The sequence below is a fragment of the Paenibacillus sp. FSL R7-0216 genome (assembly GCF_037969915.1).
Taxonomy (GTDB): domain Bacteria; phylum Bacillota; class Bacilli; order Paenibacillales; family Paenibacillaceae; genus Fontibacillus; species Fontibacillus rhizolycopersici.
In genome coordinates this window covers 3994731-4011944 of the sequence record NZ_CP150222.1, presented here as the reverse complement: position 1 = coordinate 4011944, position 17214 = coordinate 3994731, and the positions used below count along the sequence as shown (strand labels likewise).

Here is a 17214-nt window from a genome sequence, read left to right as displayed (position 1 = left end):
AATGGACAGGATGAACACACAGCCTAAGAGTAAAAGCATCTGGAAAGTCGCCAGCCTGCTCCTGCTGGCTGTCCTCTTGATCGCAGGATGCTCCGCTAGACAGGGAGCGGCGGACCATCCTGCGCCTTCCGCTAGCGAAGGTAATGGAAATGGCGGTCCGGGGGCAAACCAGGGGGAGGCGTCACCATCCACTCCTGAAGCGCCGGACACACCGGAGACGCCGCCCGATCCAACAGCCGAGCTGCTGGCCCAGCTAAGCACCGATGAGAAAATCGGCCAGCTGGTTCTGGTGGGCATGGAGGGGACGAAGCCGGACGACGTGACCCGCTCACTTATCGAAGAGTACCACGTTGGGGGCTTTATTTTTTATAAGGACAATATCCAGGACACAACGCAGGCGCTCGAATTGTTTAACGGCTTGAAAGCCGCGAATGCGAAGCAGCCGGTGCCGCTGTTTATGAGCGTTGACGAGGAAGGCGGGCGGGTTAGCCGAATGCCGGGAGAACTAGCGAAACTGCCGACCGCACGTAAGATCGGGAACACAGGCAGCGAAGAATTGGCCGGACAAATTGGCGGCATCCTGGGCCGTGAGCTGGCCGGCTTCGGCCTGAACCTGGACTTCGCCCCGGTGCTTGACGTTAACAGCAACCCGGATAATCCGGTGATCGGGGATCGGGCATTCGGCACGAAGCCGGAGATCGTCAGCCGTATGGGCATTGCCGTTATGAAGGGGATTCGGGAGCAGAACGTCATTCCGGTCGTGAAGCATTTTCCGGGGCATGGCGATACTTCCGTGGATTCACATCTCGGGTTGCCGGTCGTTGAACATGATTTGGCCCGGCTGCGGAAGCTGGAGCTCGTGCCCTTTAAGCAGGCCATTCAAGAAGGGGCTGACGTCGTCATGATCGCTCATCTGCTCATGCCGAAGCTGGATTCTGAGCACCCGGCTTCCTTTTCCAAGGCGGTGATTGATGATTTGCTGCGGAAGGAGCTTGGATACGAGGGGACAATCATTTCCGATGATATGACGATGGGCGCCATCGTCGAACATTACGATATCGCTGACGCTGCCGTGCAGTTCGTTCAGGCTGGCGGGAATATCGTGCTGGTCGGCCATGATCATGAGAAGGAGAAGCAGGTGATCCAGGCGCTCCGTGATGCGGTCAGCTCCGGTAAGATATCGGCGGAAACGTTGGACGAACGGGTTTACAACGTACTGAAGCTGAAGGAGAAGTATGCCCTCACCAATGATTCAGCGCCGGGGCCTGATACGGAACAGTTGAATCGTGATATCGGCAATACCTTGAAGCCTTACGGATTATGATCCTTAACACTTTCCGGGTGGTACTGGTACCGGTTCAAGTCAATCCGGCCGCCCGGCAGAACTTCTACGCCTTCCGCTTCCAGATTCCAAGTCTGTTCCTGCACCGCAGCTTCCTCCTGCAAGGCGATTTCTCCCTTCCCGTTGACTACCCGGTACCAAGGTAAACCGTATTTGACACTCATGCTGTGAAGGATACGGACGACCTGCCTGGCCGCGCGGGGACTTCCTGCGGCGGCGGCGATCTGACCATAGGTCATCACTTGTCCTTGCGGGATGGCGGAGATAATTTCGATGGTTCGTGCGGTGAACGGCTGCATGGGCGAAAACTCCTTATTCAAACGATAGGATCTATACCGTTTTTATACCACGCCGACGAGACAAGTTCCAGTCTCCATACAATGAAGACTGGAGCTTAGAGCTCGCTGCGACGGTAACTATCCGCCAGCCTGAATCGTATACTGACCATAAGGCAGACGGGAGGAATGAGTTTGCAACGGTGGAAAAATCTTGGTTATCCGGACAAATGGATCTTATATGTAATCTTGTTCATCTTTACAATGATCGGAATGAAATACGTCATAAGCACGCGGCTGCCCGAAGGCGGACGCCCGCCTTACCTGTTCCTGATTTGGAACTCCTTTTTGGCCTGGATTCCGCTGGGGCTGGCGGTGCTGCTCGATCTGATCAGCTTGTTAACCTCGCGGACGGCTAAGCTTGCTTTAAGCGTGCCGGCGGGGTTATTGTGGCTGTTTTTTTATCCGAATGCCGCCTATTTAATCACCGATTTGCTGCACCCGTTTAACCGCTATCCGATTGCAGCGGGTACCCGGTTTTGGGAAGACATTTCGTTCTGGGACCATCTCTTTACCCTGCTGTTTACTGGATTACTGGGATTGGCGCTGGCTTCGGTATCTCTGGCATCCGTGCATCAGTTGGTACGAAAAGCGGCTGGCCGGTTGGTGGGCTGGGCGTTTGCCGTTACCGTACTATTGCTTAGCAGCTTCGGCATTTATCTTGGCCGCTTTATCCGCTGGAACAGTTGGGATTTGCTAAGGCATCCGGGATTTGTGCTTCGGGAAACGGCTGCTTATTTTACCGATGCCGCTAACGTGGAGCATGCGCTGGCGTTTTGTAAATGGATTTTTCTGATCACGTTATTCTGTTATGTGGTGCTTTACGGGTATGGGAGAGTACATCGCTTATCGGAGCGGACCCAAGGGGAGGGGACATGACGGACATGAAAGAGCAGCTGCTGCAGCGGTTTCCAGTGCTGGAGAGCGAGCGGTTGATCCTGCGGAAGCTTCTGCCGGAAGATACGGCGGCGTTACACCGCTGCATGTCCGATCCGGTGGTACGCGCATTTACGGAGATCAATCCGGGGAAACTGCTGTTCCCGGGCCGCTTGTACCGCTATTTCGAAGACTCGTACCGATTTCTGCGGGACTTGCATTTTGCCGTGATCCGCAAAGGAGAAGGAGACTGGATCGGACTCTGTTCGCTGCAATATTGGGATGTAGAGGGGCATAAGGCTCGGCTCGGCTATCTGATCTCCCCGGCTCACTGGAACCAGGGGTATGCGACCGAAGCGGTGAAATGCGTAATGAATTTCGCTATCGACACGTTGGGGATTAGTTGCCTCGAAGCCCGCTGCAGTGCGGATAATCCGGCATCGGAACGCGTCCTGAAGAAATGCGGCCTGCGGGAGTCGGGTCACCTCGCTACGCCAGGAAGAAGGAGTGAGGGGACGCCGCTGAAGAGGTATCTCTTTGAAAGGAAGTTTCTTTGAAACGGAAGTGATAGCTTTTGTTACACAAATGAAATATAGCTGTGATCAAACCCTAATAGAAAGGGGGTACACTTATTACATGACCCCCTTTTGAATATATATTTTCTCTTGGAACCCGGAGCGTGAGACGTCGGGTTCTCTTTTTTTTGCTTATAGAGGAACGGTGATTTTCTGTTTGTTCTTGAAATACACCCATTCGTGAAAGCCGATTTCCTTGAGGCGACGGGCGACTTGTTCCCATTCATCGCCAACCCGCAAAGGGGTGTGTGCGTCGGAACCGAAGGTCACGGAAACGCCAAAATGCAGCGCCCGCTCGAGGATCGAATCGTCCGGATACCAACCGCCGCTTAGCTTTGTTTTCCCGGAGGTATTAATCTCGATGGCGATTTGGTGCTCCGCAATCGTTCTCAACGTCTCGTCAATCGCCTGCGCGGCCGGAATGTCGGTAAATGCCGGGTAGTTGCCCTTCATCGCATCGATATGGCCCAGAATTTGAAACAACCCGCTGCGCGCCGACTGGCGGATCAGATCGTAATAGGTTTCCTTGCTGGCCACTTTCTCCTCGCGGCTAAGGCCCTTCCAACGATTCTTGTTGAAGATGCTTACCTCTCCGACGCTGTGCACCGACCCAATCACGTAATCAAAGGGATACTGGTTTAGCGTATTCCGGTATGCGCCCACGTGTTCCGGGAAGAAATCCGATTCGATTCCCAATAAAACGTCGATTCGGCCGGCATATTCTTGCTTGAGCTTCAACACTTCTTCAACGTATCCGGCAAAAGCTTGTTTACCCATGGCGATCCGGGGAAAAGGCTGGTCTTCCTCATGGCCGAAGTAAGGCGTATGGTCACTGATGCCGATCACCGCTAGTCCGGCGGCGAGGCCGGCTTCGATATATTCGCGGATGTTCCCGTCGGCATGGCCACAACGGAAGTGATGAGTATGAAGATCGAATTTCATCGGGTGTCTGCTCCTTTCTGGTAGTGAGGACTTGTCGCCTACTTCTGCCCGCGGCTTATTCGGAGCTGATGAAATGCGTTTCCGGCATGCCTTTCAGGTCACCGAGAAACTGCTGCATCGCCGAATTGATGTAACGGCTCGATTTGTATATGACACCAACCGGATGTGTCACTTCAAGCTCAGGAATCGGTACCACCTTTAGCGTACCCTGTTTCAGCTCCCGCAATATCGATTGACGCGAGATGATCGCGGCGCCCAGATTAATTTCCACCATCCGTTTGACTTCTTCGCTGCTGGAAAGCTCCATGACGATGTGCGGCTCAATGTCGTGCTGTCGGAAGACCTCGTCGATAAAACGACGCCCGACCGTATCGGGCGATAACATGATGAGGGGAACGTCGCGCAGCGACTCGAGGGTGGGTGATGGGTTGCCCGCTAAAGGGTGCAGCGGTGAGACGACAAATTCGAAAATATCGTAATATAACACCGACGAAAGCACTTGAGGGTTGTTTTCAATTAAATACCCGATGCCGATATCGACAAGTCCCTGCTCTACGTTTTGATAAATTAAGCTGGAGGGCATGGATTGAATGGTGGTTTTGATCAGAGGGAACTGGTCTTGAAAATAGGACAGAATTCGCGGCAAAATCTGAATCGCGATGGATGTGGTGGTCCCTAGCACGATATGGCCTTGCGGGGTATGTTCCATGTCGGATAGCTTCTGCTTGAGCTCCTCGACGATATCCAAGATACGCTCCGCCTGATCAAGAAACACCTGTCCCCGATCCGTCAGGGTGACCGGTTGGTTGCGGTCGACCAATACGGTGCGGAACTCGTCCTCGAGGCTTTTGATTTGGGCCGATACGGCTGGCTGGGTTAAGTTGAGCAACTCCCCGGCCTTTCGGAAGCTTTTCGTTTTAGATATGGTGATCAGCGTCTCCAACTGACTAATATTCACCAGAAGGCCTCCTTTCTTCCCGTTCCTTGGGAAATCGCCGGATCCGGCAGTTTCCTCGTGATCTAATAATTATAGGGGATGTTCCTTTGCTAAATCAATGATGCGTCGTTTGGCTTTCTTCGACAATACTTACAGCGTAGAGTTCGCTCGATCGCCATCATTCGATTTTTAATGACTTATGAATAGGAATAAAGTATAATATGATTTAACTAAAAGCTGGGTCTAATGTATCGTAAAGTTATTCTCCTAGTGAAAAGGGGCGCATAATTTTGAAAGCAGAAGTCATAAATCCTTTTCTTGAATCCGCGCGTTCGGTCATACAACAGGTTGTTCAAGTTTCTCCTTCCACCGGGAGTATGGGGGTCAAAGACGTAATACCTGTGCAGGATCATATATGGATTCAAATCGGCATGACCGGCCACTTTAGTGGTATGGTTGTGTTCGGATTGCAGGAAGCCGTAGCACTTCGCATCGTTTCGGCGATGATGGGCGGTTTCGTCCTGACGGAAATGGATGAGATGGGACAAAGCGCAATTTCCGAGCTGGGCAACATGATCAGCGGCAATGCCAGCACGATTCTGTCCAACCAGGGATTTGCCGTGGATATCACGCCGCCGCAGATCATTAAGACGGAGAATGCAACCGGAATGGGACCGCGCAAGGCGCTTTGCATTCCGCTGTTGATGGATGGGATCGGCGAACTGGACATTCAGGTGATGATCTCTTAAGATAGGGGCAGTTCTTGAATTTGCTTCGTGATCCGAGGATGACTTTTGAACTACCTCTTGAGGGGATGTTAGGGAAATGTCGTTAGAGGGCAAGGTTGTCGTCGTCACCGGCGCATCCAGCGGGATTGGCGCGCTGGCGGCGCAGATGCTGTCCGAGCGCGGCGCAGTGGTCGTCTTGGCCGCCCGAAGTGCGGACAAGCTGAAACAAGTTGCCGCAAGGATGACTGGGCCTTATCGGGTGATCGAGATGGACGTTGGCAGCGATGCTTCCGTAAAGGAAGGATTCGAACAGATCCTGACCGAGTTTGGAAGGGTCGATGTCCTGCTGAACAATGCGGGATACGGCAAGTTTGAATCGCTGGACCAAATGCCGGTTACCGAATTTACCGAGATGATGAACGTGAACTACATAGGGATGGTTCGATGCACGAAGGCCGTTCTTCCTTCCATGAAGGCAGCCCGTGCCGGACGTATCGTTAATGTCGCTTCGATAGCCGGCAAGATCGGCACGGCCCAATCGACGGCTTATACCGCTACCAAGCATGCGGTCGTTGGCTTCGGCAGCGCGTTGCGTCAGGAGGTCCGGGAGTACGGAATCACAGTATCCACGATCAATCCGGGACCGATCGATACGCCATTTTTTGAAATTGCGGATCCCAGCGGGGGTTACGTCAAGAATGTGCAATGGATGATGCTGAAGCCGGAGCGTGTCGCTAAAGCAATGGTGAAGGCGGCGGAGAAAGGCACAACAGAGGTCAACCTGCCTTGGATCGCCGGGGTAGGGGCCAAGTGGTACCAGATGTTCCCCCGCTTGGCGGACCGCTTAAGCTATCGGATGATGAATAAGAAATAGCCTGCCTGCGAAGGCAGGCTTTTTGTTTGCGGATCGGTACTCTTGGGAGATGGGCCGTTAATCGCTAAAAAATGTTGGTTGTAAACAACCATTCGGAAAAAGAGGGGCAACCCATTTCCGGACCTCGCTAAATTGAGGTATTGATTTGTTGTGACTCATACTTATCGCATATAATGAAAATATTGGTATGGGACAACACGTAATATGAAAATAAAGGATGAAATTTGAAATGACAAAAACAACATTTGCCGGTCTTGGGATCGGGGAGCAGTTGGCGGCAGCTTTGCTGGACTACGGAATATCGGAGCCGTCGCCGGTTCAAGCCGAGTGTATTCCCGCGGCGTTGGAAGGCCGGGACATCTTGGCGCAGTCGCAAACGGGAACCGGGAAAACACTAGCTTATCTGCTGCCTATGCTGCAGCGCGTGACGCCTGCGGATAAAACGCTGCAGGGGTTGATTTTGGCCCCTACCCAAGAACTGGCGATGCAAATCCAGCGGGAAGCAGAAAAATACGGAGAACCGCTGGGCATCCAAACCCAAGCGCTGATCGGCGGCGCGGCCATCAAACGGCAGTTGGAGAAGCTCAAGCTGCATCCACAGCTCGTCGTGGGCACACCGGGACGCATCCGAGAAATTTTGGCGCTTCGCAAGCTGAAGCTGCACACGCTGCGCACCGTCGTCGTTGACGAGGTGGACCAAATGTTCCAACTTGGCGGTACGGCGGATGTGGAACATATCCTTCGCGGGACTTTACGGGATCGCCAGCTGATGTTCCTTTCGGCGACGATCAATCCGGAAATTCGGGCGTTGGCGGCGAAAGAGATGAAGGAGCCGCTGGAGGTCGGGATCGAACCCGAGCAGCGGACGTCCAAAACCTTAGAGCATCTTTACTTCGTTTGCGAAGCACGGGACAAAATCGATATGCTGCGGCGGATCGTGCGTCACTTCGAACCGGAGCGCACGATCGCATTCATTAACAATACCGATCAAATCGCTGAGGTCGAAGGGAAGATGAGTTTTGTCGGCCTGAGCGCCGGAGCCTTGTACGGCGATGCCGATAAAACCGCTCGCAGCCTGACGCTGAAGCGATTCCGCGAAGGCAAGATCCGCGTGCTCGTGGCGAGCGACGTCGCTGCGCGCGGACTGGACATTGAGGAGCTGACATTGGTCGTAAATCTCGATCCGCCGATCGATGCCGAACATTACGTTCACCGAGTCGGCCGAACCGGCCGGATGGGCCGCAAGGGGCTAGCGGTGTCGATTATCGCCCCGCAGGAGGAGTTCATCATGCGTAAGTTCTCCCGAGAGCTTGGCATTGCAATTGAACCTAAGGCGCTGTATGGCGGCAAGCTGGCAGATGCCGGGGCGGTTGTCCCTGGCAAGCGAACTCGTCCGCCTGGCAGCGGTAAGACGGGGGCTGACGAAACAACCCGTCGCGCAAGCTCGCCGGAGTCCACTCGCCGCGTTGCTGGGGAAGCGGATGGCGGACGGGCTGGCAAGCCCGCTCAAATTTCCGGCAAGCCGGGAAGCCGTGCGGCTTCAGACAGCGGCGGACCACGGAAGGCTTCACCGACCGCCGAACGGAAGAAGGAGCGCCTCCAGGACCGGAAGAATAAAGGGGCTCCGAAATGGTTGAAAAATAAGCCGCCGCGGAGTTAGGCGGATCGTGGGAGGCGTTTGGTTTGAATGACAGTGAATTGCCCGTTTTGCAGGTCGAGGAACTGAGCGGAGGTTACAGCTTGGGGCGGCCTGTGCTTCACGATATCACTTTCGAGGTGAAGCCGGGTGAAATGGTGGGGCTGATCGGGTTGAACGGGGCTGGTAAAAGCACGACCATGAAGCATATCCTTGGGCTGATGACACCGCATCATGGCGAAATTCGGATCTCCGGTAACTCGCGCAGCGAAGCACCGGAGGCTTACCAGTCGCAACTGGCTTTCGTTCCGGAGTCGCCGCTGCTTTATGAGGAACTCACCGTTCGGGAGCATCTGGAATTCGCCGCCCGGGCATACGGCGTGGAGCCGGGAGCCTATCGGGAGAGGGCGGACCGTCTGCTGAAGCTGTTCCATATGGAGGAGAAGGCGGACAGCCTATCGGCTCATCTCTCCAAGGGGATGAAGCAGAAGGTGATGATCATGTGTGCATTCGTCGCTAGGCCGCCGCTTTATGTCATCGATGAACCCTTTTTGGGATTGGACCCGCTTGGCATCCGGTCGCTGCTGGATTTCATGTTGGAGATGAAGCAAGGCGGCGCGTCGATCCTGTTAAGCTCGCATATTCTGTCGACGATCGAAAATTACTGCGATCGCTTTATCGTCCTGCATCGGGGGAAGGTGCTAGCCCAAGGAACGTTGGCTGATATCGGGGAGCAGGCCCAAGCGTCGGGAGCTTCGCTGGAGCAGATTTTCTACGCCTTAGTGAAGGACGGCGAATAACGATGGAGCTTCGAACGCTGCGGAGTCGGCGAAAAGCGGCCTTCTGGGGCAAAGTGCTCCCGTTTTTGCCCTATGTGTTTCAGAGCGGCGTCGCCGTGCTGTTGCTCCTGCTCATGATTGCCTTTTCGGCTTGGTATACGGCGTTTCTTCAGCAGATACCGCCCAGCTTGCCGATTCGTTGGATTTTGCTCGCGCTATGGGGCCCCCTGACCGTGTACGCTGGGTTTCGAACCTACGCGCAGCCGGCGGATGTCATTTTCCTGCTGCCGCAAGAGACCAAAATCTCTGCGTATTTAGCTCCGGCCTTTCGGAACGGACTGATTTATAAGCTGATTGGACTCTATATCGTGGTGTTGCTGGCTTGGCCGCTATATCAGCGAAGCGGCGGGATCATCCAACCCTTGTGGCTGATGATGCTCGCATTGCTGCTCCTCAAGGCATTAAGCTCCTATGGGGCTTGGCAGGAACTGCGAATTGCGGGGGCGCGGGCCAGAGCCGGGTTTCGCTTCCTCCGATGGTGCTTTATCCTGTTGATGACCGCAGCCTGGATCTGGCAGCCGGCTTGGAAAAGCGCCTTGTTTATGGTGTTGGTCGGCCTCAATTACGCTTTAGTTTTACGGTTTCCGATGAAACATAAGATCCCCTGGGACAACCTCATTGCCGCTGAACGCTCGGCGGCTGCCCGGGTGATGCTGGTGCTTGGTTGGTTCGTGGACGTGCCGGCAGAAGGCCAGAAAGTGATCCGCCGCCGCTGGTTGTCCGGCATCGGAAACGGGATCCCCTGGAAGCCAGCAGAGGCCTATCGGTATCTGCTGGTCAAGACGTTCGTTCGCAGCGAGCTGCTCGGCATCGTGCTACGCCTAACGCTGCTCGGCATGGTGCTCGCCGGTTGGAACGACAAGTCCTGGTTGGGGCCGGCACTCTATTTGCTATTTGTGTTCCTGGCAGGTACGCAGCTGGCTTCCTTACGCCAGGAACATCGCGATTCGCCGGCCGCCTCCTTCTACCCGCTGCCCGTCGGCGCCAGGAAGACGGCTGCGCTGCGCCTTAGCTCGCGCCTACTGCTTGCGGTAACCGTGCTGCTGTGGCTGCCGATGGCGGTAATCCCGGGCGGGGATACCGTCTTGACGTTTGGCTCCTTGGCCGCAGGCCTCTTGCTGGCATTTGGCATGCGTTCCGCCTGGACGCGGAAATGGCGTGACGAGAATGATGACGAATAACAAAACGGACCGATTCCCGACAAGGGAAACGGTCCGTTTTGGATTGAAGACGTTTAATTTATTTTCTTATAACAGGATGGAACGGCTAACGATAACCAACAGGATAAAGAGAACCAGGATCACGCCCGTGCTCGTGAACAGGCCGCCGTAGCCGCCTCTTGTATCTTCAACTCCGCTCATTTTCATTCCCCTTTCCCATTCAGGCGTAGTGTGATCGTACACCGTATAGTATGAGAAGGGGCGTCCGCGTGCGTGGGCCATCGTGCCTTTTCCCGAAGGGGAAGGCGCCTATTTGCCTTGCAGGTCTTGTACGCCTTGGTATATCAGATCAAACAATTCCTCCAGATTCTCCTCCGAGATGCAGGAGAAGGCAATCCGCAGGTCGGTATCGCCGAGTGCGATCGTACCGATGCCGTACTGTTGGATCAGATGCAGACGGAGCAACTCGGCTGCAACGGTCTTGAGCTTGAGACACATGAAATAGCCGGAATTGAACGGATAGTATTCCCAAACGTCCCCGTACTTGCCGCTGTCCAGCAAGGCTTTAACCTTGTTGGCCCGGCTTTTCATGATCCGGAATTTTTCTTCTTTTTGAACGGCGAATTCCGCTGATTTTAACGCATGCAGCACGAACGTCTGCGAGGGGTGAGCGCCGCTGGATATGGTGGCGCGGATGATCCCCAGCGTTTTTTGTTCCAGTGCGGCCAGCAAAGCCTGATCCTCTGCCGCATAGGTGATAAATCCGACACGGAACCCCCAAACATATTCTTCCTTCGTCGCACCGTCCACCTTAATCGGCAAAATGCGCGGATGCAGGCCGGCCAGCTTGCCGAATAGTGATTCCTTGAGCGAGTCTTCGAAGAACAAGCCGTAATAGGCATCGTCGGTGACGACGACTACATTAATCCCTTCTTCCGCAGCCGCTTGAATCGCCGCGACGATCTCGCCGCCTTCCTTGGCGCCCGGAGTATAACCGGTCGGATTATTCGGGAAGTTCAAGATGACGACGGCCTTGCCTTTCCCTTTCTGAGCGAGCAGGGCTTCCTGCAACCCGGCGCTATTGAAGGTCATGTCATCCGTGAATAGCGGGAAATTAACGATGTCAGCATGACGACGGATGCCGAAGGTGAGCTCGTAATTCTCCCAGTTTTTGTCCGGATAAATGACGACATCGCCTTCATCGACGAACAGGTCGGCGACGATGCTGAGCCCGTGGGTCAGCGCGTTCGTCACGATCGGTTGGCCGAAGCTCTTACCGGTCAGCGACGGGTTCTCCTGGATCATTTTTTCGCGCCAAACGCTACGTAGCTCGGGTTTACCGGCGGGCGGGGCATAAGGGTACAAATCCTGCGGTTTATAGGCGGACAGCGTGTCCTGAATAGCCGCCAGATGCATCGGACCGCCGTTTTCGATGGCAATGCCGATCGTGGCGTTGTATTTTTTGGCGTGGGCCGAAGCTTCGGCAGATTGGCTCAAAATGCCTTCCTTCGGGAAATAAATTTCCTTGCCCAGCGTCGACAGCATGTCATACACGTGCCTGTTGCCGGATTTGACGCTCTCGTTTAACTGCTCCGCGAGTGGGTTCATCTCATTCATCCTTCCAAATCGGTTTGATATTTTAGGACAGTACCGTCTTAAACTGCCTAACATTATATCATTTCGATCGGGGCGCGTCACGGTGAAATCGCGAGGTTTTCCGCCTAACTTTCATGATGAGCTGGACAGTATTTCTTCATGAGAGCGATCGTCTCCGTATCAAGCTCACCGCCCCGCTGTTCCAGACCGGAGGTAACCGCGGACAACTTCGGTTCCTTCAGGTTTTGTCCGAACTTAAATTTGGCGCTGATCGCTTCCGGTACGATCCGGCATAACGCCACCGCTTTTAGCTCTCCGGCGTAAGTGGGGTCCTGCGGTGTAATCGGCGCATAGCCGCCCTCGGGCTGCAGCTTCTCCATAAACAGAGTGAATGCCTTGGACTTTTCTTCCAGATCATCTACCTTCTCGACCAGGCCGCGCACCATTACGCTTTTGAAATAAGCTGAAGCCGGGCAGGCCTGTTTGGGATCGGTGAAATACGACGGAATGATCGCATACTCCTTGGCCACGGTGAAGCTAACTCGAGGATCGCGGGCGAGGTGCTTCATTTTTTCTCCAGCGAGGCTGCCATGAAAATAGAAAACCTCGCCATCGTATACGAAATTTAGCGGCGTGACCCGGCTCCAACCATCCTCGCCCACCGTACCAAGGAACCCGAAGGTCATCTCCTGCAAAAACTCGCGAATTTCGCTTTCTTCCGTCATTCCAAATTCTCTTCTACGCATTGCCGCTTCCCCCTCCGTTTGATTGACTCCCAGCTTACGCCGGAAATTGACAATAAAAAAGAACCAATTTACATTAATTTTAATGGTCCATTTATAAGGGACGAACCTGTACGAAAAAGGGAGGGATGGGGTTGCCGGATTTTACGATCCCGTTGGCGTCGTTTGGCGAGAAATACCGCTACAAATACTTAGCGGTGTACCATGCCCTTCGTGCGGCGATCCTCGACGGCACGCTGCCGGAGGGCACACGCCTGCCGGCAACCCGGGAGCTGGCCGAATTATACGGCCTCTCCCGCGGGAGCGTTTCGCAGGCGTATGACATGCTGCATGCCGACGGCTATGTGCGGACCGCGGTCGGTAGCGGTACGTTTGTCGCTGGCGGCCTGCAGCCGCCGCAAGCAGACGATGGTCCGAAGGCGCCGATCGCGCTGTCCCGCTGGGGGCAGCGCGTGTCAGCCGCGATGGCCATCGGCGGAGATGCCGGCGAAGCGCCGCTCGCCGTAGCGGACGGGCCGGGCGGAGCGCGCACCGCACCGCCGCCGGAAGCCGCCGCCGTCCCGATCTCATACCGGGACGGCGGGCCGTGGGAGGCGCTGTTCCCGGAGGCGGAATGGAACAGCGCCCTCGCCTGGGCGGCGCGCAGCAAGCCCGGCACTGGCTCGGGCGAAGGCGCGGACCCGGCCGGCGAGCCGGAGCTGCGCGCGGCGATCGCCGCGCATTTGCGGCGCAGCCGCGGCATTGCGGCAGAGGCGGAGCACATCTGCCTCTTTAACGGCTCGATGCAGGCGATTACGCTGCTGACCCAACTGCTGCTGGGGGAAGGCGAGCCCGCGGTGCTGGAGAACCCGTGTTACTACGGGATCTCGCGGGCGGTGGCTGCCTGCGGGGGCGTCGTCGTCCCGGCTGCGCTGGACGTAGACGGCATCGTGCCGCGCGACTGGGAGGCGCGGCTTCTGTTCGTCACGCCGGGTCGGCAGTTCCCGACCGGCGCCGTGCTCTCCCACGCCCGGCGGCGCGAGGTGCTGGCGTGGGCCTCGCGGCGGAACGCGGTCATCGTCGAGGACGACTATGACAGCGAGTTCCGCTGGGGCGGCCGCCCGCTGGAGCCGCTCAAGGCGCTGGACCACGAGGAGCGCGTCGTGTACGTCGGCTCCTTCTCCAAGACGATGTTCGCCGCCCTGCGGGTCGGCTATGCCGTGCTGCCGCGCGCCCTGGTCCGACCCGTCGCGAGCGCAAAGGCGCTCTACGAGCCGGTGCCGCCAGCGCGGCAGGAGCAGCGGGCGCTCGCCCGGTTCATGCGCACGGGCGGCTATGAGCGCCATCTGCGCCGGATGCGGCGCCACTACGGCGCCAAACAGGAGGCGTTCCGCCGCTGCCTGGAACGTGAGCTGGGCGGAGTCTTCCGTTTCCGCCCTGCCGATGCCGGATTGCTGCTGTACGCCGAATGGCGCCGCTCACCGGAGGAGTACAACGCTTTTCGCGAGGCCGCCGCTGCCCGTGGCGTCCATTTTCGAGATGCAGCCGCCTACCAAATCACGCCAGGAGCGCCTGCGGCTTGCTTTGCTTTTTCCCATTTGGACGATAAGATGCTCATTGAAGGTGTATTTCGAATGAAAGCGGCTTGGGAAGATATTCAAACCCATAGGCTTTAAGGGTATAATAGAGGTGAATAGCTTGTCTTTGATTGAGGTGTAGCGCGAACCTTGCATGGATGAGGCAGAAAAAGGTGCCGTTAGGAATTTTTTTTGGGAGGGAAGGACAATGCTTCACGTTTCACCGTCTTCATTCGAATTGAAGCCGGCATTCGCCAAAATCGTCTGCGAACCCGGGTGGAAATGGCACAAACGGGAGAAGCCGCTGCAGAACTACGACCTGTTCTATGTTTGGAGTGGAGAAGGTACGGTTGTCCTGAACGACCAGCCTATTCCGGTCAGCAAAGGCAGTTGTTTTCTGTTTCGCAAAGGGGATCATACGAGTGCCACGCATAATCCGCAGCGTCCGCTGGTGCTGACGTATATCCATTTCGACGTCCACGAGTCCGTGATGGAAGTCCCAGGCTCTTATCGTGTGCTGGAGGATACGTTGGATTTCGAATACATGCTGTCTCGCTACGTCCGTTTATTCTTAATGAAGGCGTATGCTGCCGAAGAAGAGGCGCAGCTGATTCTCAAGCAGCTGTTGATCCATTTGCTGCGTGAAGAACGCCAGGTACCGATGGAGAAGAAGGTCAGCAACCAGTTGCATGAAGTCATCCATGAGGTGGCCAATTACGTCTTGCAGCACCCGGGGTTGCCGCACAAGGTGCAGGATTTAGCCGCTCGGGCAGGCTTGTCCCCGCGGTATTTCTCCATCAAGTTTAAGGAAATCATCGGGATGTCGGTACAGTCCTACATTATCAAGTCCAGAATCGACCGGGCACAGCATCTGCTGCTGCATGCTGGCATGAATGTAACCGAGGTTGCCGACGCGTTGGGTTACCGGGACATCTTTTTCTTCAGCCGTCAGTTCAAACAATATACGGGAAAAAGCCCATCGGAAATTCGTTAGTCGGGATATGCCCAACAACCCAACACTTACGAATTCCGTTTCCGTTCACCGCCGAGCTTAAGCTTCGGCGGTTTTTTGCTTAACTGCTTGCATCCGCGTACGTAAAGCTGAACTTTCCTTGACCAAAGTCTAGGAAGCGAACCGGTCCCACGCCTGTGGTTGTTCCGGATCAACTCGGTATAATTCAGGATAGGTGGAAATTTAAGGAGGAAACCTATTTCATGAAACCTACATCCAAAATCGCGTGGTTAGCGGCATCGGCCGTGCTGTTGGCCCTAGCCGCTGGCTGCGGCCCGGCCGAGAAACAAACGCTGCAGCAGCAATGGGAGCAGACGGTGGGAAACACCGTCGATTCGGTGAGTCAATCCCTCAGCGATACTGCGGCATCCGTACAGCAGTCGGTGGCGTTGGCCGCCGGGGAGTGGAAGGACGATCTGACGTTTACGGGACGCTCACACGAGCTTTCGACGACAGGGGAAATCGGCACCACCGGTAAATTGCAGTTGGAAAATGCCGTGGGTCGTCTCGAGATAAAGAAGGGTACGTCCGATCAAATCGTGGTGAAAGCGACCATCCAGGCAGCTGACCTGCCCGCACGCACGGAAAAGCTGGATCGGTTGTTCGAACAGAGTGAGGTTTCGGTCATCCCCCAGGGGAACGTTGCCCAGGTGCGCGTACACGCCAAAGGTAAATCCGATCAAAACCTGTGGGATTGGGCTCAGAAGGAGCTGCATTTTACCGAATTCCGCATCGATTATGTCGTAGAGGTCCCTGCCGGGATCCAAGAGTTCGAAGTTACGAACAATGTCGGCGAAATCACGGCGAGCGGGCTGACGGGAACGTATCGGCTGAATGGCGATGTCGGGTCGATCAAGGTCGAAGACGCCCGTTTGTCGGGCGAATCCTCGATCACTACGGCAACCGGCAGCTTGAATCTAGGTATTCTCGCGATGGACTCCGGCAGCCGGCTACAGGCTAGAGCCGATGTCGGCAGCATCACAGCGACACTGGATCCTTCAGTAGCCTGCGATCTGGAAACGAGAAGCGAACTTGGGGCAATTCATGGGGTGCCGGAAGGAAGCAGTGAGAGGGGCGGCGGAGGGCCGCTGGTCGCGTTAGAGACATCCATCGGCAGCATCACGGTGCAATAACGGAGAAAAGCCGCCGGGAGAGAAACCGGCGGCTTCAGCAAGCCATTAGCATTTTCCTGCGGGTTTGAAGTGGCCTAGCGCTTCACCCATCCTTACCTTCCGACCGGGCTCGAGACCGGGCAGAGGGGTGAAGGTTCCATTCTGGGTGAGAAGGACGACAGTTGATCCAAATTCAAAGTAAGCAAGATCGTCGCCTTGTTCCCAGCTTTTGGCCGAGGGGTCCGTGTATTGGATGCTGCTGACGTTCATGGCTCCCACTTTGATGAGGGCGATCTCTCCGCAACTGTGGGAAATATAAGTAATCAGGCGTTCATTCCGGCATAAGACCTTCTTCATGTGGCGCATGCCGAAGTCGTTCACGGGGTAGACCCGGCCCTTCACATGCTCGCTTTCCAACTTTTTCCCGGTCACGGGTGCATGAATTCGGTGATAATCAGTAGGACTAAGATAAAGGACAAGGGCATAACCGTGTTTGTACGTTTCTACGCGGGGGGAGCGCGACAGCAGCTCGTCAAGTGTGTAATCCTGTCCTTTGACGTTCAGAATCGTGCCGGTTTGGACCTCGCCCATAAAGGTAATTAAGGCGTCCACCGGACTGATCATCGTCCCTGGCTCCGCGTGCAGCGGGCGCATGCCTGGTTTTAATTTTCGGGTAAAGAACTCATTCAGTGTCCGGTATTCCCGAAGCTCCTTCTCCGCTTCATGGAGCGGAATGCCGTAGGATTTGGCGAAAAAAGGAATCATCGCCCGGCTCAAGCCCGAATGGGAGAACTTGCCCATCCATCGGGATAGCCATTTTCGGGAGGAGAGTTCCGTCATCCATTTCATCCATTTCGCGGCCAAATAGCATCCTCCTAGTCTGTCCGTTAGTGCTGCGTTGGTTTGATGAATTCGTTGCCACTTCCGCTAATCTTGACACAGAACAGGGCC

At 55.5% G+C, this 17214-nt stretch carries 18 protein-coding genes; 11 read left to right on the top strand and 7 right to left on the bottom strand.

Annotation, left to right across the window (positions count from 1 at the left end; translation table 11 throughout):
- Position 1 precedes the first annotated feature (1 nt).
- On the top strand, positions 2–1324 hold the full coding sequence (gene nagZ, locus MKZ15_RS18345) for a beta-N-acetylhexosaminidase (RefSeq protein ID WP_339817277.1): 1323 nt from the start codon (positions 2–4) through the stop codon (positions 1322–1324).
- Here the strand turns inward: nagZ and MKZ15_RS18340 are convergent.
- Positions 1312–1641 (bottom strand): MGMT family protein, encoded by a 330-nt coding sequence (locus tag MKZ15_RS18340; RefSeq protein WP_193417457.1) that lies wholly within the window; start codon positions 1639–1641, stop codon positions 1312–1314. The genes nagZ and MKZ15_RS18340 overlap by 13 nt on opposite strands.
- Before the next feature lie 171 nt (positions 1642–1812).
- Between MKZ15_RS18340 and MKZ15_RS18335 the strand changes: the two genes are divergently transcribed.
- On the top strand, positions 1813–2556 hold the full coding sequence (locus tag MKZ15_RS18335; RefSeq protein ID WP_339817276.1) for a DUF1361 domain-containing protein: 744 nt from the start codon (positions 1813–1815) through the stop codon (positions 2554–2556).
- Positions 2553–3110 carry a GNAT family N-acetyltransferase gene (locus tag MKZ15_RS18330; protein WP_193417459.1) on the top strand — a complete coding sequence of 186 codons (558 nt, stop codon included), beginning with the start codon at positions 2553–2555 and terminating at the stop codon, positions 3108–3110. The genes MKZ15_RS18335 and MKZ15_RS18330 overlap by 4 nt, the downstream gene beginning before the upstream one ends.
- A 150-nt stretch (positions 3111–3260) precedes the next feature.
- Here the strand turns inward: MKZ15_RS18330 and MKZ15_RS18325 are convergent, their stop codons facing one another.
- Together MKZ15_RS18325 and MKZ15_RS18320 are read right to left on the bottom strand one after the other, a co-directional pair.
- On the bottom strand, positions 3261–4070 hold the full coding sequence (locus MKZ15_RS18325) for a histidinol-phosphatase (RefSeq protein ID WP_193417460.1): 810 nt from the start codon (positions 4068–4070) through the stop codon (positions 3261–3263).
- A 55-nt stretch (positions 4071–4125) separates the two neighbouring features.
- Entirely contained in the window at positions 4126–5028 is a 903-nt protein-coding gene (locus MKZ15_RS18320; RefSeq protein ID WP_193417461.1) for a LysR family transcriptional regulator, read from the bottom strand.
- A 269-nt stretch (positions 5029–5297) separates the two neighbouring features.
- On the opposite strand from MKZ15_RS18320, the gene MKZ15_RS18315 reads away from it, so the two are divergent.
- The 5 genes from MKZ15_RS18315 (at position 5298) to MKZ15_RS18295 (ending at position 10265) form a co-directional block, all read left to right on the top strand.
- The gene (locus tag MKZ15_RS18315) at positions 5298–5756 is read left to right on the top strand and encodes a chemotaxis protein CheX (RefSeq protein ID WP_193417462.1); all 459 of its coding nucleotides are present in this window, start codon (positions 5298–5300) and stop codon (positions 5754–5756) included.
- 76 nt (positions 5757–5832) lie between these two features.
- Positions 5833–6609, top strand: coding sequence for an SDR family oxidoreductase (locus tag MKZ15_RS18310; RefSeq protein WP_339817274.1), 777 nt, complete (start codon positions 5833–5835; stop codon positions 6607–6609).
- 229 nt (positions 6610–6838) lie between these two features.
- Positions 6839–8269 (top strand): DEAD/DEAH box helicase, encoded by a 1431-nt coding sequence (locus tag MKZ15_RS18305; protein WP_339817273.1) that lies wholly within the window; start codon positions 6839–6841, stop codon positions 8267–8269.
- 23 nt (positions 8270–8292) lie between these two features.
- Complete coding sequence (locus tag MKZ15_RS18300) at positions 8293–9045, top strand: ABC transporter ATP-binding protein (protein WP_155606267.1); 753 nt, start codon at positions 8293–8295, stop codon at positions 9043–9045.
- A 2-nt stretch (positions 9046–9047) separates the two neighbouring features.
- The gene (locus MKZ15_RS18295; RefSeq protein WP_339817272.1) at positions 9048–10265 is read left to right on the top strand and encodes an ABC transporter permease; all 1218 of its coding nucleotides are present in this window, start codon (positions 9048–9050) and stop codon (positions 10263–10265) included.
- 66 nt (positions 10266–10331) lie between these two features.
- Here the strand turns inward: MKZ15_RS18295 and MKZ15_RS18290 are convergent, their stop codons facing one another.
- From MKZ15_RS18290 to MKZ15_RS18280, 3 genes are all read right to left on the bottom strand, one after another.
- Complete coding sequence (locus MKZ15_RS18290; protein WP_213623331.1) at positions 10332–10445, bottom strand: YjcZ family sporulation protein; 114 nt, start codon at positions 10443–10445, stop codon at positions 10332–10334.
- Positions 10446–10553: 108 nt separating this feature from the next.
- A complete protein-coding gene (locus MKZ15_RS18285; RefSeq protein ID WP_339817271.1) occupies positions 10554–11852 on the bottom strand; it encodes an aminotransferase class I/II-fold pyridoxal phosphate-dependent enzyme in 1299 nt (432 codons plus the stop codon).
- A gap of 113 nt (positions 11853–11965) precedes the next feature.
- Positions 11966–12586, bottom strand: coding sequence for a pyridoxamine 5'-phosphate oxidase family protein (locus MKZ15_RS18280; protein ID WP_193417468.1), 621 nt, complete (start codon positions 12584–12586; stop codon positions 11966–11968).
- Positions 12587–12711: 125 nt separating this feature from the next.
- Between MKZ15_RS18280 and MKZ15_RS18275 the strand changes: the two genes are divergently transcribed.
- The 3 genes from MKZ15_RS18275 (at position 12712) to MKZ15_RS18265 (ending at position 16284) form a co-directional block, all read left to right on the top strand.
- A complete protein-coding gene (locus MKZ15_RS18275) occupies positions 12712–14238 on the top strand; it encodes a PLP-dependent aminotransferase family protein (protein ID WP_339817268.1) in 1527 nt (508 codons plus the stop codon).
- 109 nt (positions 14239–14347) lie between these two features.
- A complete protein-coding gene (locus MKZ15_RS18270) occupies positions 14348–15133 on the top strand; it encodes an AraC family transcriptional regulator (RefSeq protein ID WP_155606272.1) in 786 nt (261 codons plus the stop codon).
- 221 nt (positions 15134–15354) lie between these two features.
- The gene (locus tag MKZ15_RS18265) at positions 15355–16284 is read left to right on the top strand and encodes a hypothetical protein (protein ID WP_339817266.1); all 930 of its coding nucleotides are present in this window, start codon (positions 15355–15357) and stop codon (positions 16282–16284) included.
- 45 nt (positions 16285–16329) lie between these two features.
- On the opposite strand, the gene asd is transcribed toward MKZ15_RS18265, so the two are convergent.
- Complete coding sequence (gene asd / locus MKZ15_RS18260; protein ID WP_155606274.1) at positions 16330–17127, bottom strand: archaetidylserine decarboxylase; 798 nt, start codon at positions 17125–17127, stop codon at positions 16330–16332.
- Positions 17128–17214: the final 87 nt, after the last annotated feature.

Bases quoted from the DNA above. Each gene is read 5' to 3' on its own strand.
- MKZ15_RS18290 (WP_213623331.1), bottom strand. From the start codon at position 10,445: ATGAGCGGAGTTGAAGATACAAGAGGCGGCTACGGCGGCCTGTTCACG.
- nagZ (WP_339817277.1), top strand. From the start codon at position 2: ATGGACAGGATGAACACACAGCCTAAGAGTAAAAGCATCTGGAAAGTC.
- MKZ15_RS18310 (WP_339817274.1), top strand. From the start codon at position 5,833: ATGTCGTTAGAGGGCAAGGTTGTCGTCGTCACCGGCGCATCCAGCGGG.
- MKZ15_RS18305 (WP_339817273.1), top strand. From the start codon at position 6,839: ATGACAAAAACAACATTTGCCGGTCTTGGGATCGGGGAGCAGTTGGCG.
- MKZ15_RS18270 (WP_155606272.1), top strand. From the start codon at position 14,348: ATGCTTCACGTTTCACCGTCTTCATTCGAATTGAAGCCGGCATTCGCC.
- MKZ15_RS18330 (WP_193417459.1), top strand. From the start codon at position 2,553: ATGACGGACATGAAAGAGCAGCTGCTGCAGCGGTTTCCAGTGCTGGAG.
- MKZ15_RS18295 (WP_339817272.1), top strand. From the start codon at position 9,048: ATGGAGCTTCGAACGCTGCGGAGTCGGCGAAAAGCGGCCTTCTGGGGC.
- MKZ15_RS18325 (WP_193417460.1), bottom strand. From the start codon at position 4,070: ATGAAATTCGATCTTCATACTCATCACTTCCGTTGTGGCCATGCCGAC.
- MKZ15_RS18340 (WP_193417457.1), bottom strand. From the start codon at position 1,641: ATGCAGCCGTTCACCGCACGAACCATCGAAATTATCTCCGCCATCCCG.
- MKZ15_RS18265 (WP_339817266.1), top strand. From the start codon at position 15,355: ATGAAACCTACATCCAAAATCGCGTGGTTAGCGGCATCGGCCGTGCTG.
- MKZ15_RS18280 (WP_193417468.1), bottom strand. From the start codon at position 12,586: ATGCGTAGAAGAGAATTTGGAATGACGGAAGAAAGCGAAATTCGCGAG.
- MKZ15_RS18275 (WP_339817268.1), top strand. From the start codon at position 12,712: ATGGGGTTGCCGGATTTTACGATCCCGTTGGCGTCGTTTGGCGAGAAA.
- MKZ15_RS18285 (WP_339817271.1), bottom strand. From the start codon at position 11,852: ATGAACCCACTCGCGGAGCAGTTAAACGAGAGCGTCAAATCCGGCAAC.